This is a genomic window from Streptomyces sp. NBC_00285, from assembly GCF_036174265.1.
Taxonomy (GTDB): Bacteria; Actinomycetota; Actinomycetes; order Streptomycetales; family Streptomycetaceae; genus Streptomyces.
Genome location: NZ_CP108055.1, coordinates 3,217,526 through 3,231,745 on the forward strand (window position 1 = coordinate 3,217,526; position 14,220 = coordinate 3,231,745).

The 14,220-nt window shown below is 71.3% G+C and carries 14 protein-coding genes; 7 read left to right on the plus strand and 7 right to left on the minus strand.

Annotated features, from left to right (window positions below; genetic code table 11):
• Positions 1-12: 12 nt before the first annotated feature.
• Entirely contained in the window at positions 13-756 is a 744-nt protein-coding gene (locus tag OHT57_RS14810; protein WP_328753198.1) for a zinc ribbon domain-containing protein, read from the minus strand.
• A complete protein-coding gene (locus tag OHT57_RS14815; RefSeq protein ID WP_328746863.1) occupies positions 753-1,592 on the minus strand; it encodes a Nif3-like dinuclear metal center hexameric protein in 840 nt (279 codons plus the stop codon). Before OHT57_RS14815 ends, OHT57_RS14810 begins: the two co-directional genes overlap by 4 nt.
• 197 nt (positions 1,593-1,789) lie before the next feature.
• Here OHT57_RS14815 and OHT57_RS14820 point away from each other — a divergent pair, with 197 nt between their 5' ends.
• On the plus strand, positions 1,790-3,019 hold the full coding sequence (locus tag OHT57_RS14820) for a hypothetical protein (RefSeq protein WP_328753199.1): 1,230 nt from the start codon (positions 1,790-1,792) through the stop codon (positions 3,017-3,019).
• Positions 3,020-3,116: 97 nt separating this feature from the next.
• On the plus strand, positions 3,117-3,269 hold the full coding sequence (locus OHT57_RS14825; protein ID WP_328746864.1) for a hypothetical protein: 153 nt from the start codon (positions 3,117-3,119) through the stop codon (positions 3,267-3,269).
• 75 nt (positions 3,270-3,344) lie between these two features.
• Here OHT57_RS14825 and OHT57_RS14830 read toward each other — a convergent pair whose 3' ends face one another.
• The 3 genes from OHT57_RS14830 to OHT57_RS14840 are packed head-to-tail and all read right to left on the minus strand — an operon-like array spanning position 3,345 to position 6,262.
• Entirely contained in the window at positions 3,345-4,283 is a 939-nt protein-coding gene (locus OHT57_RS14830) for a 3-oxoacyl-ACP reductase (protein WP_328753200.1), read from the minus strand.
• Between the two features lie 14 nt (positions 4,284-4,297).
• Positions 4,298-5,374: a Zn-dependent alcohol dehydrogenase gene (locus OHT57_RS14835; RefSeq protein ID WP_328746865.1), complete on the minus strand. Its 1,077-nt coding sequence runs from the start codon at positions 5,372-5,374 to the stop codon at positions 4,298-4,300.
• 30 nt (positions 5,375-5,404) lie between these two features.
• Positions 5,405-6,262 (minus strand): MaoC/PaaZ C-terminal domain-containing protein, encoded by an 858-nt coding sequence (locus tag OHT57_RS14840; RefSeq protein WP_328746866.1) that lies wholly within the window; start codon positions 6,260-6,262, stop codon positions 5,405-5,407.
• A gap of 586 nt (positions 6,263-6,848) precedes the next feature.
• Between OHT57_RS14840 and OHT57_RS14845 the strand changes: the two genes are divergently transcribed.
• The 4 genes from OHT57_RS14845 (at position 6,849) to OHT57_RS14860 (ending at position 10,839) form a co-directional block, all read left to right on the plus strand.
• Positions 6,849-7,775, plus strand: a complete 927-nt coding sequence (locus OHT57_RS14845; RefSeq protein WP_328746867.1) for an ABC transporter ATP-binding protein — start codon at positions 6,849-6,851, stop codon at positions 7,773-7,775.
• On the plus strand, positions 7,775-8,491 hold the full coding sequence (locus OHT57_RS14850) for an ABC transporter permease (RefSeq protein WP_328746868.1): 717 nt from the start codon (positions 7,775-7,777) through the stop codon (positions 8,489-8,491). Before OHT57_RS14845 ends, OHT57_RS14850 begins: the two co-directional genes overlap by 1 nt.
• Positions 8,492-8,505: 14 nt before the next feature.
• Positions 8,506-10,002 carry a sensor histidine kinase gene (locus OHT57_RS14855; RefSeq protein WP_328746869.1) on the plus strand — a complete coding sequence of 499 codons (1,497 nt, stop codon included), beginning with the start codon at positions 8,506-8,508 and terminating at the stop codon, positions 10,000-10,002.
• 204 nt (positions 10,003-10,206) lie between these two features.
• Entirely contained in the window at positions 10,207-10,839 is a 633-nt protein-coding gene (locus OHT57_RS14860; protein ID WP_328753201.1) for a response regulator transcription factor, read from the plus strand.
• A 4-nt stretch (positions 10,840-10,843) separates the two neighbouring features.
• Here OHT57_RS14860 and OHT57_RS14865 read toward each other — a convergent pair whose 3' ends face one another.
• Together OHT57_RS14865 and OHT57_RS14870 are read right to left on the minus strand one after the other, a co-directional pair.
• A complete protein-coding gene (locus OHT57_RS14865; RefSeq protein ID WP_328746870.1) occupies positions 10,844-11,626 on the minus strand; it encodes a hypothetical protein in 783 nt (260 codons plus the stop codon).
• A 29-nt stretch (positions 11,627-11,655) separates the two neighbouring features.
• A complete protein-coding gene (locus OHT57_RS14870; protein ID WP_328746871.1) occupies positions 11,656-12,195 on the minus strand; it encodes a SigE family RNA polymerase sigma factor in 540 nt (179 codons plus the stop codon).
• Positions 12,196-12,462: 267 nt separating this feature from the next.
• Here OHT57_RS14870 and OHT57_RS14875 point away from each other — a divergent pair, with 267 nt between their 5' ends.
• A complete protein-coding gene (locus tag OHT57_RS14875; RefSeq protein ID WP_328746872.1) occupies positions 12,463-14,202 on the plus strand; it encodes an MFS transporter in 1,740 nt (579 codons plus the stop codon).
• Positions 14,203-14,220 lie beyond the last annotated feature (18 nt).

Here is a 14,220-nt window from a genome sequence, read left to right on the forward strand (position 1 = left end):
GTCTGAAGCTCCTTACAGACCGGACTCGGACGTGCGCACCAGGATGCGACGGCAGTTCTCGCAGCGCACCACGGTGTCGGGTGCGGCGGCGCGGATCTCGTTGAAGTCGGTGATCGCGAGCTCCTGGCGGCAGCCCTGGCAGGTGCGCTGGGACAGCTTGGCCGCGCCGATGCCGCCCTGCTGCTCACGGAGCTTGTCGTAGAGCTTGAGGAGGTCGGCGGGGACGGTGCCCGCGACGACCGAGCGCTCCTTGGTCGCCGTGGCGGCGTCGCCGTCCAGCGATGCGAGCGCCGTGTCCCGGCGGGACGTCGCGTCGTCGATCTTCGTCTGGATGGAGGAGACGCGCTCGGTGAGCTCGGCGATCCGCTCCTGCGCGGACTCGCGGCGCTCCATGACGTCCAGGACGACGTCCTCAAGGTCACCCTGGCGCTTGGCGAGGGAGACGATCTCGCGCTGGAGGTTCTCCAGGTCCTTGGGCGAGGTCACGGCACCGGAGTCCAGTCGCTGCTGGTCGCGGGTGGCGCGCTGGCGGACCTGGTCGACGTCCTGCTCCGCCTTGGTCTGCTCGCGGGCGGTGTCGCTCTCCTCGGTCTGCGCGGCGACGAGCAGGTCGCGCAGTTGGGTGGCGTCCTTGGTGAGCGCCTCGATCTCGGCATGCTCGGGGAGCGACCTGCGCTTGTGCGCGAGCTGCTGGAGGCGGACGTCGAGGGCCTGGACGTCGAGGAGGCGGATCTGGTCGGCGGGCGCGGCGTTCAGTTGGGGGCTCCAGGTGAAGGGGAGTGACTGGTCCAGGGGTCGGTGACCGTCTTGGAGACGTGCACGCGCAGGTCCCAGCCGTGGCGGTCGGAGATCTCGTCGAGCTGGGCGGCGGCCAGCTCGCACCAGGGCCACTCGGTGGCCCAGTGCGCGGCGTCGAGCAGCACGAGGGGGCCTTGGGCGACCGCTTCGGAGACCGGGTGGTGGCGCAGGTCCGCGGTGAGGAAGGCATCGACGCCGGCCGCGCGGACCTGGTCGAAGAGGCTGTCGCCGGAACCGCCGCTGACGGCGATCGTCCGTACGACCGCCTCGGGGTCACCGGCGACGCGGATGCCCTGCGCGGTGGCGGGCAGGCGCTCGGCGGCTCTCGCGGCGAACTCGCGCACGGTCATCGGGGAGTCCAGCTCGCACACGCGCCCCAGGCCCCGGCGCCCGGACGGATCCGTCGGGTCCGGCACCAGGGGCCGTACGACACGGACGTCGAGGGCGCCGGCGAGCGCGTCGGAGACGCCCGGGTCGGCGGTGTCCGCGTTGGTGTGGGCCACGTGCAGGGCGATGTCATTCTTGATCAACGTGTGCACGACACGGCCCTTGAAGTGCGAGGCCGCCACGGTCGTCGTACCGCGCAGGTAGAGGGGGTGGTGGGTGACCAGCAGGTCCGCGTCGAGCTTCACCGCTTCGTCGACGATCTCCTGGACCGGGTCGACGGCGAACAGGATTCGCGTGACCTCCTGGTCGGGATCGCCCACGACGGTGCCGACCGCGTCCCAGGACTCGGCCCGCTCGGCGGGCCACAGGTCCTCCAGCGCGGCGATGACTTCAGACAGACGGGGCACGGGGAAAGGCTACCTGCCTGTTCTTCCCGGTAGAACCTGTGCCGTCGGTCTCCGGGAACCCGGGCCCCGGCGAGCACAGTCGTCCCGGTTTCCTCAGGCGAATCGTTCCTGGGCCATCCCTTTGTGTGAAGCGAAAGCTTGCCGGTCCCACGTCTGTGCGTGCGAAAACTACGTTCGTGGCCGGAGGTGACCAGACGATGACGGCCTGTGCCATCGAGCCCGCGGCGGCGGACGAGGACGGGGACGACGGGGAGAGCCCGCGGACGGATTGCGTGATCACCGTCGACGGCTCCTACGCGGCCCGCCTCGCCCGCGACGGCGACTCCTTGTTCCCGGAGCGCTGGACCCTGGACGGCCCCGAGCCGTACGCGGTGCCGCTGCCCGGCAACCAGCCCGAGGAGCCCGGTACCGAAGTGCACCCGATGAGCGACGGACGGGTGCTGATCAGGCGGTTCGCGGACGGGCGGCACAACTTCTCGCTGCTGTACCCGACCGGCCCCACCACCGGCGAGCTGCCGCTGGGCGCGGTCGAGTGCCCGGACCAAGGGACGGTCCTACGGCTGCTGCCGCCGGCGCCGGGCGGCGAGAAGGCGTACGCCCTCGCCGTGGGCCGGCGCTCCAGTGCCGTGTGGCTGGTGACGGGCGGTGCCTTCGGGCCCGAGCACCTCGCGGAGATCCCGGGGCGCTGCTCGGGCGGGGTGTGGCTGGACGCGGCCGGGCGGATGCTCGTGCTCGACCGTGAGGTGGGCGGCCGCACCAAGTCCGTCGTGGTCGATCTGGAGCGGGGCGGTGAGGTGTCGCCGCTGCTGCAGATCGCCGACGGCAGTAACGACCGGCTGCTGCTGGCCGACCCGGACAGCGGGCTGCTGCTGATCTCCTCGGACGCGCCCTCGCCGGGGCGTGAGCGGCTGGGCTGGGGGGTGCTGGGCAGCACGCTGCCGGTGCGTTTCCCGGAGTGCCTGCGGGTGCCGGACTGCACGGTGACGCCGTTCGCGATCCAGCCGGGGCAGGTCCTGATGCCGGAGAGCTGCGGGGTGGCGCTGCGGGTCGACGGCCCAATGGGCAGCTGGGTGGGTGTGTGGCGGCCCGCGGCCCGGCAGGTCGAGCATCTCCCGGCACCCGAGGGGTGGTTGGCGGGCGCGGGACTGTGGACCGAGGACGGGGAGCTGCTGCTGCCGTACGCCACGGCGGACGCGCCGTGCGGGGTGGCGCGGTGGGCGGCGGCATCGAGGAGCGGGGCCCTCAGCGGGGAAGCGGGGGGCCCGGGGGAAACGGGGGCGGGGGACGCGGGCTCGGAGGATCCGGACGGGGACGGTGGCAGCGGCGGCGTGGGCGCCCGGTCGCCGGAACCGGGTCCTCCGGAGCCTGTCGTGGCCCGTCCGGTGCCTTTGCAGCAAGCCCCGTTGGGCAATCTTGTAACGAAGTAGTGCCGGTTGGTCCGGCCGTCTGGATTCGCTCCGTGGTCCGCTGGTTAAAATCGCCCCGCTGTAAGAAAGATCATGTTGACGGGGTGAATTACTTCCGATGAGCGACGCCAGCACGAACCATTCGACTGCCGACGTCCAGGAGCCCACCGGCCACGGTAAGCACCGGGGTCCGGTCTCGGTCCAGGACAGCGAGTCGGCCCCACGTGGCCGTCACCGCAAGTCGGTCGAGCAGACCGAGATCGCGGCCTGACGGCGGACGACACACGGCCCTGCCTCTCGTACGAGGGGCGGGGCCGTTTCGCGTCCGCCGCGCCGGAAGACCGGCCTACTCCCGTTTGAGTCCCAGCACTTCCGCCGCCGCGAACGTCTCCCCCGTCGGCCGCCGCGCATAGTGCGGGGTGAGCAGGGCGTCCAGCTCGTCGTAGGTGAACACGTCCTGCTTGCTGTCGAACTTGGCCTGCACCCGAGGCCGTTCGACGACCACCACCATCCCTCCGTGCACGACGAGCAACTGGCCGTTGACGCGCTCGGCGGCGGGCGAGGCCAAGTAGCCGACGAGCGGGGCGACATGCTCGGGGGCGAGGGGGTCGAGTCCCGATTCCGGCTGCTCGAAACCGGCGAAGACGTCCTCGGTCATCCGGGTGCGGGCACGCGGGCAGATGGCGTTGGCGGTCACGCCGTACTTGGCGAGCGCGAGTGCCGTCGAGGTGGTGAGTCCGACGATTCCGCCCTTGGCAGCCGCGTAGTTGGGCTGTCCGGCGGACCCGGCGAGGAAGGCCTCCGAGGAGGTGTTCACGATACGGCCGTAGACCTGCCCGTTCGCCGCCTTGGACCGCTCACGCCAATGTGCGGCAGCGAACCGGGTCGTATTGAAGTGGCCCTTGAGATGGACCCGGATCACCGCGTCCCACTCGCCCTCGGTCATGGAGAAGACCATGCGGTCGCGCAGGATGCCCGCGTTGTTGACGAGGATGTCGAGCCTGCCGAACTCGGCGATCGCCGACTCGACCAGTTTTCCCGCCTGTTGGTGGTCGGCCACGTCTCCGGTGTGGGCGGTGGCCTGTCCGCCCGAGGCCCGGATCTCCTCGGCGACCTGCTCGGCGGGGCCCGCGGAGGCCTCACCGGAACCGTCACGGCCCGACTGTCCGTAGTCGTTGACGACCACGGCCGCGCCGAGCCGGGCCAGTTCCAGCGCCTCGGCCCGGCCCAGCCCCCGGCCGGCGCCGGTGACGATCGCTGTGAGTCCCTCAAGTGGCAGTGGCATCGCCATCGCGGCCCTCAGATCTCGATGCACGTGCGCAGGGAGGTGCCCGTGCGCATCTGGTCGAGTGCTTCGTTGATCTCGCTCAGCTGCACCCGGTGGGTGATCAGGCCGTCCAGGTCGACGCGGCCGGCCCGCCACAGGGCGATGGTCCGCTCGTAGGAGCGCAGGACGTCGCCACCGCCGTACATCGACGGCAGGATGCGCTTCTCGTCGAAGAACAGCTCGAACATGTTGAGCTGGAGGTTGTCGTCCATGGCTCCCGCGCCGACGATCACGAGGGTGCCGCCGCGCCGGGTGGTGTCGTACGCCGTGCGGGCGGTCGCCGACCTGCCGACGACCTCGAAGACGTAGTCGAAGCCCTCGCCCGCGGTGACCTGCTGCTTGGCGTCGGCCAGTTCCTCCGGGGAGACGGCCCGGGTGGCGCCGAACTTCAGGGCGGCCTCCCGGCGCGAGGCGACCGGGTCGACGGCGACGATCTCGGCGGCGCCCTTGAGACGGGCACCCTGGATCGCGGAGATGCCGACACCGCCGCAGCCGATCACGGCGACCGACGAACCGGCCTCCACATCGGCGGTGTTGAGCGCGGCCCCGAGTCCGGTGGTGACCCCGCAACCGATCAGCGCCGCTATGTCGAAGGGCACGTCGTCGGGGATCGGCACCGCGCAGCCCGCGTCGACGACGACCTCCTCGGCGAAGGTGCCGGTGCCGGCGAAGCCGAAGATGTCCCCGGCGGGGCGCCTGAAGTTGGGGGTGCCCGCGTTCATGAACCCGGCCAGGCACAGTTCGGTCTGGCCGCGCTTGCAGGCGGGACAGACTCCGCAGGCGGGCAGCCAGCAGACGACGACCCGGTCGCCGGGCTTCAAGTGGCTGACGCCTTCCCCGACTTCGAGGATCTCGCCCGCGCCCTCGTGCCCGGGAACGAAGGGCGCGGGCTGCGGGAGGACCCCGCCCATCGCGGACAGGTCGGAGTGGCACAGCCCCGTGGCCCGTACCCGGATCCTGACCCTGCCCGGCCCGAACCCCACCGCCTCGACGTCGTCGAGGACTTCGAGCTTTTCCTGGCCGATCTCGTGCAGTACGGCTGCGCGCATGGTGCGGCTCCCCTCAGGGTCATCCAGGGTTCAGGAGTGTTCGACGATGGTGTCGGCGAGGACGGGCGCGTCGTCCCGTTCGATCGCGCCGACGGCGACCCGGGTGGACTCCGCCGTGTGCCACATACGGATCCGCAGGGTCTCCCCCGGATACACGACCCCGGCGAACCGGGTGGCGTAGGACCGCACCCGGGTCACGTCCCCGCCGAGCAGCGTGTCGACGACTGCCTTCAGCGTCATGCCGTAGGTGCACAGCCCGTGCAGGATGGGCCGTTCGAACCCGGCGACCTTCGCGAACTCCGGGTCGGCGTGCAGCGGGTTCCAGTCGCCGGAGAGGCGGTACAGCAGTGCCTGGTCCTCGCGGATCGGGCGCTCGACGGTCCGGTCCGGCTCGCCGGCCGGGGGTTCCAGGCGGGCGGAGGGGCCGCGGTCACCGCCCCAGCCGCCCTCTCCCCGTACGAAGATCTGGGCGTCGTTCGTCCACAACGGGCCCTCGGTGTCGGCCACTTCGGTCCGCATGACCAGGACCGCGGCCTTGCCCTTGTCGTACACGGCGGCGATCCGGTTGGTCGCGGTGGCGGTGCCCGCGGCCGGGAGGGGCCGGTGGATCACGAGACTCTGCCCGCCGTGCAGGACGCGGGCGAGGTCGACCTCGATGCCCGGCATCGACAGTCCGCTGATCACCCCCGGCGAGCCCGAGCCGGCGACGGTGGCGAAGCTGGGCAGGACGTGCAGGCGGGATTCGAGGGTGTAGCGCAGTTCGTCGGGGTCGGCCGCGGGGGTCCCGGCACCGATGCCGAGGTGGTAGAGCTGGACGTCCTTCGAGGTCCAGGAGATCTCGCCGGTCCGGGGTTCGGCGGCGAGGGCTTTGGCGGCATCGATGGGCATACGGCTCCTGACAGTGGCGGACTCAAGACCCCGGTACGGCCGTCCGCACCGTCGGCCGCACCGAGGTCGTCGCGGGCCGATCTAGAACGCGTTCCAGTCCGGCGACCTCTGTATAGCCGAGCACACCGCACTTGTGAAGGCTCCTGACGGGGTGTCAGGTTTGGTGGGTGGCTCCACGGGTGCGTCGGTTGGCAGGTCTGTTCGTGGTCGGGTGTGTCGGCCCGCGGGTCTGCCCGCGTCCAGGTCTGTTCGTGGTCGGGTGTGTCGGCCCCCGGGTCTGTTCGCGTCCAGGTCTGTTCGCGAGCCCGTCGGTACCGGGCCTGCCGGTCCCGACTCTGCCGGTACTCAAGTCCCTCGGCCCCCAGGCCCCCGTCCCCGAGCCCGTCGGTCCCAGAGCCTGCCGGTATCCAAGCTCCTCGGCCCAGGCCCGTCTGTCTGTCTGTCTGTTCCCAGGCCTGCCGGTCCCGAGCCCGTCGGCCTCCAGGCCCGTCCGTCCCTCCCGTCCGGCACCCGGGACATTTGTCCTGCCGGATTCCGTACAAGCGCATCTGCCGGGCGGGCGGGGCAAGTTCGTAGCGTCGACGTCATGACAGCGACCAGCACAGCCATCGCCTTCACGGGTGCGGTCAAGACCTTCGGCGCCGTACGCGCCGTCGACGGGATCGATCTGGAGATCTCATCCGGCGAGACCGTCGCGCTGCTCGGCCGCAACGGTGCCGGCAAGTCGACGACGATCTCTCTGCTGCTCGGCCTGAACGAGCCCGACGCCGGCACCGTACGGCTCTTCGGCGCGACCCCTGCCGACGCGGTGCGGACCGGCCGGGTGGGCGCGATGCTCCAGGAGGCGCGGGCGGTCCCACGGGTCACCGTCCGCGAGCTGGTCGCCTTCGTGGCCGGTCGCTATCCGGCACCGCTGCCCGTCACCGAGGCCCTGGAGCTGGCCGGGATCACCGAGCTCGCCGAGCGGCGCGTGGACCGGCTCTCCGGCGGCCAGACCCAGCGCGTGCGGTTCGCCGTGGCGCTCGCCGGGAACCCCGCACTGATCGTCCTGGACGAGCCCACCGCCGCCCTTGACGTGGAGGCACGGCACGCTTTCTGGGCCTCGATACGGGGGTACGCCCGCCGTGGCCACACCGTCCTGTTCTCCACCCACCACCTGGAGGAGGCGGACGCGTTCGCCGACCGGATCCTGGTCGTCGACCACGGCCGGATCGTCGCGGACGGCACGGGCGAGCAGCTGCGGCGGTCGGCGGGCGGCAGCCTCGTCACCGTGGACGCGGCGGGCCGTGACACCGCGGGCTTCGGCCTTCTTCCCGGCGTCCGGTCGGTGGAGGTACGCGGTGGACGGGCCCGGCTGCGCACCGACGACTCCGACGCGACGGTGATCGCCCTGGCCGAGCTGGGTGCGATCCGTGGCCTGACGGTCGCCCCGGCCTCACTGGACGACGCGTTCCTCGCGCTCACCGCACGGCACTCCCCGCAGGTCACCTCGTCGGTCCTGGAGGCGATGTGATGCTCGACTACCTGTGGCTGGAGACCCGCCGGACCCTGCGGGACACCGGTTTCGTGATCGGCGGCATCGCGATGCCCGTGATGATGTACCTGCTGTTCACCAATCTCGGCGCCGACGAGTCCGGTTGGAGGACCGGCGCCATGGTGGGCATGGCCGCGTACGGTGCGGTCGGATCGGCGTTGAACACCGGCGGCGGGGTCGCCGAGGACCGGGCGATCGGCTGGCTGCGGCAGCTGCGGGTGACACCGATGCCGCCGCGCCAGGTGGTCCTCGGGCGGGCCCTGACCGGTTCCGTGACCGTCCTGCCGGCGATCGTGGCCGTGCTCACGGCGGGCGGGCTGGTCAACGGCGTACGGCTCGCCCTCTGGCAGTGGGCGGCGATCGCGGTGCTGCTGTGGCTGGGCTCGGTGCCGTTCACTCTGCTGGGTCTTGGCAACGGCTACCGGCTCACCGGGCAGACCACCGGCGTGGCGAACATGGCCTGCAACCTGGGCCTCGCGGTGCTCGGCGGCCTGTGGTTCCCGGTCGCCCTCTTCCCGGGCTGGCTGCGCACGCTGTCCGCGTACACCCCCACCAACCGCTTCGCCGAGCTGGGCGGGTCGGTCGCTGCGGGCCACGCGCCCACGGCCGGCGCGGTCCTGGTGCTGGGAGTGTGGCTGCTGCTGTTCGGTTCGTACGCTGTCCTGTCGTACCGGCGGCACGCCGGAAACGTGTGAGCGGAGGAACAGTCATGTCCTGGTCGCGCAAACTCTCGTGCCGCGTGGACGAGATCCGCGAGGGGGCCCGCGGGGCGCAGGAGCACCAGCAGTACTACAAGGCGAACAAGAAGCGCCTCAATGCCGAGTACAAGGCCGCGCTGAAGGCCGGGGAGATTCCCGCGAACGCGGTCGTGGGCGGCAGTGGCTTCGGCTTGCTGCCGTGGCTGCTGCTGGGGATGGGTGCCTTCTCCAACCTCTTCAAGGGCGAGACCCCCAACGCGTGGATCGGCGCTCTCGGGCTGCTTGCCTTCAACTCGCTCTACATCTACGTCGCCTTCCGCGCCTTCCACAAGAAGACCCGCGACGCGCTCTCCACCCGGGTGGCGCTGGTGCTGATGGGGCTGGTCACCTGCGGTCTGGCGATGGGATACGGCGGCAACTGGCTGTTGTTCTTCCCCCTGTTCGGGCTCGCGACGGGCGCGGTCGTACGGCTGCCGCATCTGCGCTGGGTCGGTGCCGTGGTCGCCGTGGTCGCGGGCACGGCCTCCGTCCTCCGCGAGGGCTGGGGCGGCCTCGACACCGCCTACGGCACATGGATCTCCACAATGGTGACGGCCGCGATCATGTCCCTCTCGGAGGCGGTACGGCAGTTGCGGGAAGCCCGCGAGGAACTGGCCCGGCGTGCGGTCGAGGAGGAACGGCTGCGGTTCTCCCGCGATCTGCACGACCTGCTCGGTCACACGCTGTCGGTGATCGTGGTGAAGTCGGAGGCGGCCCGCCGGCTCGCCCCGCGTGATCTCGACGCCGCGCTCCTCCAGGTGTCCGACATCGAGTCGGTCGGCCGCCAGGCGCTCACCGAGATCCGCGAGGCCGTCACCGGGTACCGCGAGGGCAGCCTCAGCGCGGACCTCGACCGGGCCGCCTCCGCCCTGCGCGCCGCGGGCATCGAGCCCGTCGTACGCCTTTCCGGTCCCCCGCTCGCCGCCCAGACCGAGGTGCTGCTCGGATGGGTGGTGCGCGAGGCCGTGACCAACGCGGTACGGCACAGCGGGGCCAGGCGGTGCGAGATCTCCGTCGCGGGCTCGGCGGAACGGGTGCGTCTGCGTGTCTGGGACGATGGCCCCGGGGCGCCCGCGGACACGGGGCCGGCCACGGGGACACCGGCCGCTGAGAGCGACCACGCGGAACCGCCGGTCACGACTCCGGCCCCGGCCACTCCGACCCTTACTCCAGCTCCGATTTCCGCTCCGGTTCGGAACTCCGCCCCAGCCCCGGCTCCGAACCCACGTCCGGCCCCGGTCATCGGCGGCACCGGCCTGAAGGGGCTCACGGAGCGGCTCGCCGCGGCAGGCGGCCGACTGGAGGCCGGACCGGGGCCTCGCGGCGGGTTTGTGGTGCGGGCCGAGTTGCCGGTCGAGGCGGTGACGCCGGTGGGGGTGACGGGGCCGGGGCCGATGCACCCCGATGACCTGGCGAGGGCCGTGCGCGAGGCCCGGGGAGGGGATGCGGCCAAGGACCTGCCCGGGTGATGCCGCATGAGCCCAGCCACTCTTCGACCCTCGCCCACTCGTCGGCCCTCTCCGGCTCTTCGGCCTCCGTCCACTTCCCGACCACCCCATCCGCCCCCCGAAAGCCACCCGCTCTTCAGTTCTCAAGGATCCTGCGCGTCAGCGCAATGGAGCTGCAGCCCTGCCGCTCCCCGCCGGGCGCCCTACGCTTGGGCCGTGAACGAGATGCCCCGGGACCACCGCCCCGCCAGGTCCATCCGCGTGCTGCTCGCCGAGGACCAGGGCATGATGCGCGGGGCGCTCGCGCTGTTGCTCGGGATGGAGCCGGACATCCTGGTGGTGGCGCAGGTCGCGGCGGGCGACGCCATCGTGGACGCCGCTCTGATCCACCGCCCGGACGTGGCGCTTCTCGACATCGAGTTGCCGGGCATGAGCGGTCTGGACGCCGCCGCCGAGCTGCGCGACCAGGCGCCGGACTGCCGGGTACTGATCCTGACCACCTTCGGCAGACCCGGTTACCTCCGCCGTGCCATGGAGGCGGGCGCCGCCGGTTTCCTCGTCAAGGACGGCCCCGTGGAGGAACTTGCCGCCTCGATTCGCCGGGTTCTGACCGGCGAGACCGTGATCGACCCCGGGCTCGCCGCGGCCGCCCTGAGCGCCGGCCCGAACCCGCTCACCGCCCGTGAGTGCGATGTCCTCAAGGCTTCCACGGACGGCGCGACGGTGGCCGACATCGCGGACCGGCTCCACCTCTCCGAGTCCACCGTCCGCAACTACCTCTCCTCCGCCATCGGCAAGACGGGCACCCGCAACCGGATGGAGGCGGTACGGGCGGCCCGGCAGCAGGGGTGGCTGTGAGCCCCTATCCGATCACCTCCGCCGTTCTGTACTCGGCACCCTTCGGCGCCAGGCACACGAACCAGTCGTAGGGGGAGCCCTCCGGGGACCGGATCGCCGGGATGTCGGTGCCGGCCCCCGCGGCGGCCCGCTCCACCACCGTCGCCGTCTCGTCCGTCCAGGTGCAGTTGACGCGGTGGGCGGTCCTGGCGACGTAGCCGACGACGAGACGTACGTCCGCCTTGGCGCCGGGCTCCAGCGGGAGGGACCCGGAGATGAGATCCGTGCCGGTCATGGCGTCGGACGGGGAGACCGTGTTTTCCATGATCTTGGTCATCTTGCTGCCGTAGCCGCGGTACACGAAGTAGGTGATCTTGCCGACCAGGTCGGAGGCTCCCCCTCCCACCGGCGGGGTTTCGTCGTACAGGGCCATCGCGCTGAGCTGGGCCTCGGCCTGGGTGGTGTCGCGGGGTGCGTCCCAGACGTTGATGACGACATTCCACTTCCTGCCGTCGTCGGTTCCGGTCGCCAGCGTGGTGCGGTGGGGCTTGTCGTGGAAGACATGCGACGGGGCCGGCTCCGGCCGGGTGGCAGCCGGTGTCACCTGCCCCCCGCCCTCGCCCGGCAGCCCCGCCACCGCGAGCGTCGCCGAGGAGCCCGCGAGCACCAGTGCCGTGGCCGCGGCCACCGCCCAGCGGCGGGCCCTGCGCCGACGGCCGCCGCGAATCACCGCCTCGTAGGGGGCTATGCCGATCTCGACCTCGTCGGTGGCGTCGGCCAGCAGGAGGGCGATGTCGCTGTCGCTCATGTCGTGGTTCCTCTCCCGGTCCGCGCTCATCACTTACGCCCTCCCTGCGTCACCATGTCGGCCAGCGCGGGTATGGCGCGAAGTTTCGCGATCCCCTTGGCCGCGTTGCTCTTCACCGAGCCGACCGAGCAGCCCATCGCCTCGGCCGTCTGTGTCTCGGTCAGGTCCTCCCAGTAGCGCAGGACCACCGCCTCCCGCTGCCTGGGCGGGAGCTTGGCCAGAGCCTTCAGCAGGGCGCTGCGGTCATCGGCCTGGGCCATGCGGTCACCGGTGTCGGCGACCTCGCGCACGAGCCCCGAGTCGTCCTTGGGCGCCAGGAACTCCCTGAGTTTCCTGCGGTGCTTTCGTGCGTGTGCGTTGACCATCACGCGCCGGACATACGCCTCCGGATCGTCCGCCGAGCCGACTCTGCGCCAGGCCACGTAGGCCTGTTCGAGCGTTGACTGGACCAGGTCCTCCGCGGCGTGCTGCTCCCCCGTGAGGAGAAATGCCGTTCGCATCAGCCGTGGCCAGCGGCCGATGACAAAGCTCTGGAACTCCTCGTCCCGAGCCTGCTTCCGATCCCCCATGGGCACCTCCTAGATGTCTAAAGGAGTCCATGAGCTGCCAGGACCGTTGCCTCACCCGATGAAGTTTTCCGAAAGCCGAGGCGCGCGACCGCGCACGGTCACCCCACCCGAGGCGGCCACGAGGCCGAGCCACGCCCCGTCCGCCCCGCATTTCCCCAAGAGAACATAAAGAAATCGTTAGTACGCCGAAGCATCGGAATAGTTGCCCATGCATACGTAGTTCAAGCCACACGTAACCCGACTTCCAGGCCCGGAGGCCTCCCTCACATGACGCACACGCCGACCGACCAGCCGCCCACCCGGAGAGCGTCCGGCGCTGTCGTCCCGGTGCTCGCCTTCGCGGGCATCGTGGTCGCGGTGATGCAGACGCTGCTCGTCCCGGTCATCAAGGACCTGCCGCAGCTGCTGGGCACCGCGCCCAGCAACGCCACCTGGGTCCTGACGTCCACCCTGCTCTCGGGCGCCGTCGCCACGCCGATCATGGGCCGCCTCGGCGACCTGTACGGCAAACGCCGCCTGCTGATCCTCAGCCTCGCCGTGATGGTGGTCGGCGCCCTGGTCAGCGCGCTCACCAGCGACCTGCTCACGATGATCGCCGGCCGTGCCCTGCAGGGCTTCGCCATGGGCGCGATCCCCCTCGGCATCGGCCTGATGAGGGACATGCTGCCCCGCGAGAAGCTGGGCTCGGCGATGGCCCTGATGAGTTCCTCCATCGGCGTCGGTGGCGGTCTCGCCCTGCCGCTCGCGGCCCTGATCGCCCAGCACGCCGACTGGCACGCCCTCTTCTACGGCGCCGCGGGCCTCGGCGCGTTCGCGATCGCCCTCACCCTCCTCGTCGTACCGGAGTCCCCGGCGCGCGCCGAGGGCACCTTCGATGTGGCGGGCGCGATAGGTCTCTCCGCCGGCCTCGTCCTGTTCCTCCTGCCGATCACCAAGGGCAGTGACTGGGGCTGGACCTCCGGCACCACGCTCGGTCTCTTCGCCGCTTCCGCTCTCGTCCTCGTCTTGTGGGGCGTCATGGAGCTGCGGCTGAAGGCCCCGCTGGTCGACCTGCGCACCACGGCCCGCCCGGCCGTCCTCTTCACCAACCTCGCGTCGATCATGGTCGGCGTCAGCTTCTACGTCGTCTCACTGGTCCTTCCCCAGCTGCTCCAGCTCCCGAAGGCGACCGGCTACGGACTCGGCCAGTCGATGGTCACCGCGGGTCTGCTCGTGGCCCCGCTGGGCCTGACGATGATGTTCACGGCTCCCGTGTACGCCCGGCTGTCGGCCAAGTACGGCCCCAAGGTCACCCTGATCCTCGGCATGCTGATCATCGCGATCGGCTACGGCGCCGGACTCGGCCTGATGAGCGCCGCCTGGCAGAGCCTCGTGATCGCGGTCGTGCTGGGCGCCGGTATCGGTCTCGCCTACTCCTCCCTGCCCGCCCTGATCGTCGGCGCGGTGCCGGCCTCGGAGACGGGGGCGGCCAACGGGCTCAACACTCTGATGCGTTCCATCGGTACGTCCGTGTCGAGCGCCGTCATCGGAATGGTGCTGGCGAACACCGCGAACAACGTCGGCGGTGTCGCCGTACCGACCATGCACGGCTTCCGGGTGTCCTTCCTCATCGCGACCGGCGCGGTGGCGATCGGCCTGCTGATGGCCCTGTTCCTGCCGAACCCGAACCGTGCGCCGCAACTGCGCGCGAGCAGCGAGGAAGACGCCAACCTGGAGCGCGCCGAGAAGAAGCTCAGCGGTTTCCGCGGCCGCGTTCTGGACTCCGCCGGCACCCCGGTCCCGCGCGCCAAGGTCACGCTGATCGACCGGCGCGGGCGGCAGGCGGGGGCGACGCTCTCGGATGGGGACGGCAGCTATGCGCTGGTGGTGCCGACCGGCGGCGCGTACGTCCTGGCCGCCCGCGCCACCGGCCACGGGCCGCTCGCCTCGTCGGCAACCCACGCCGGCGACGACACCGCGGTCGACATGGACCTGTCGCTGCCGTCGGACACGGCCGCGGTTCGCTGACCCAGCCCTTCCCCCGCC

Coding starts and splice junctions, on each gene's coding strand:
- OHT57_RS14820 (WP_328753199.1), top strand. CDS start 1,790: ATGACGGCCTGTGCCATCGAGCCCGCGGCGGCGGACGAGGACGGGGAC.
- OHT57_RS14825 (WP_328746864.1), top strand. CDS start 3,117: ATGAGCGACGCCAGCACGAACCATTCGACTGCCGACGTCCAGGAGCCC.
- OHT57_RS14830 (WP_328753200.1), bottom strand. CDS start 4,283: ATGCCACTGCCACTTGAGGGACTCACAGCGATCGTCACCGGCGCCGGC.
- OHT57_RS14835 (WP_328746865.1), bottom strand. CDS start 5,374: ATGCGCGCAGCCGTACTGCACGAGATCGGCCAGGAAAAGCTCGAAGTC.
- OHT57_RS14840 (WP_328746866.1), bottom strand. CDS start 6,262: ATGCCCATCGATGCCGCCAAAGCCCTCGCCGCCGAACCCCGGACCGGC.
- OHT57_RS14845 (WP_328746867.1), top strand. CDS start 6,849: ATGACAGCGACCAGCACAGCCATCGCCTTCACGGGTGCGGTCAAGACC.
- OHT57_RS14850 (WP_328746868.1), top strand. CDS start 7,775: ATGCTCGACTACCTGTGGCTGGAGACCCGCCGGACCCTGCGGGACACC.
- OHT57_RS14855 (WP_328746869.1), top strand. CDS start 8,506: ATGTCCTGGTCGCGCAAACTCTCGTGCCGCGTGGACGAGATCCGCGAG.
- OHT57_RS14860 (WP_328753201.1), top strand. CDS start 10,207: ATGCCCCGGGACCACCGCCCCGCCAGGTCCATCCGCGTGCTGCTCGCC.
- OHT57_RS14865 (WP_328746870.1), bottom strand. CDS start 11,626: ATGAGCGACAGCGACATCGCCCTCCTGCTGGCCGACGCCACCGACGAG.
- OHT57_RS14870 (WP_328746871.1), bottom strand. CDS start 12,195: ATGGGGGATCGGAAGCAGGCTCGGGACGAGGAGTTCCAGAGCTTTGTC.
- OHT57_RS14875 (WP_328746872.1), top strand. CDS start 12,463: ATGACGCACACGCCGACCGACCAGCCGCCCACCCGGAGAGCGTCCGGC.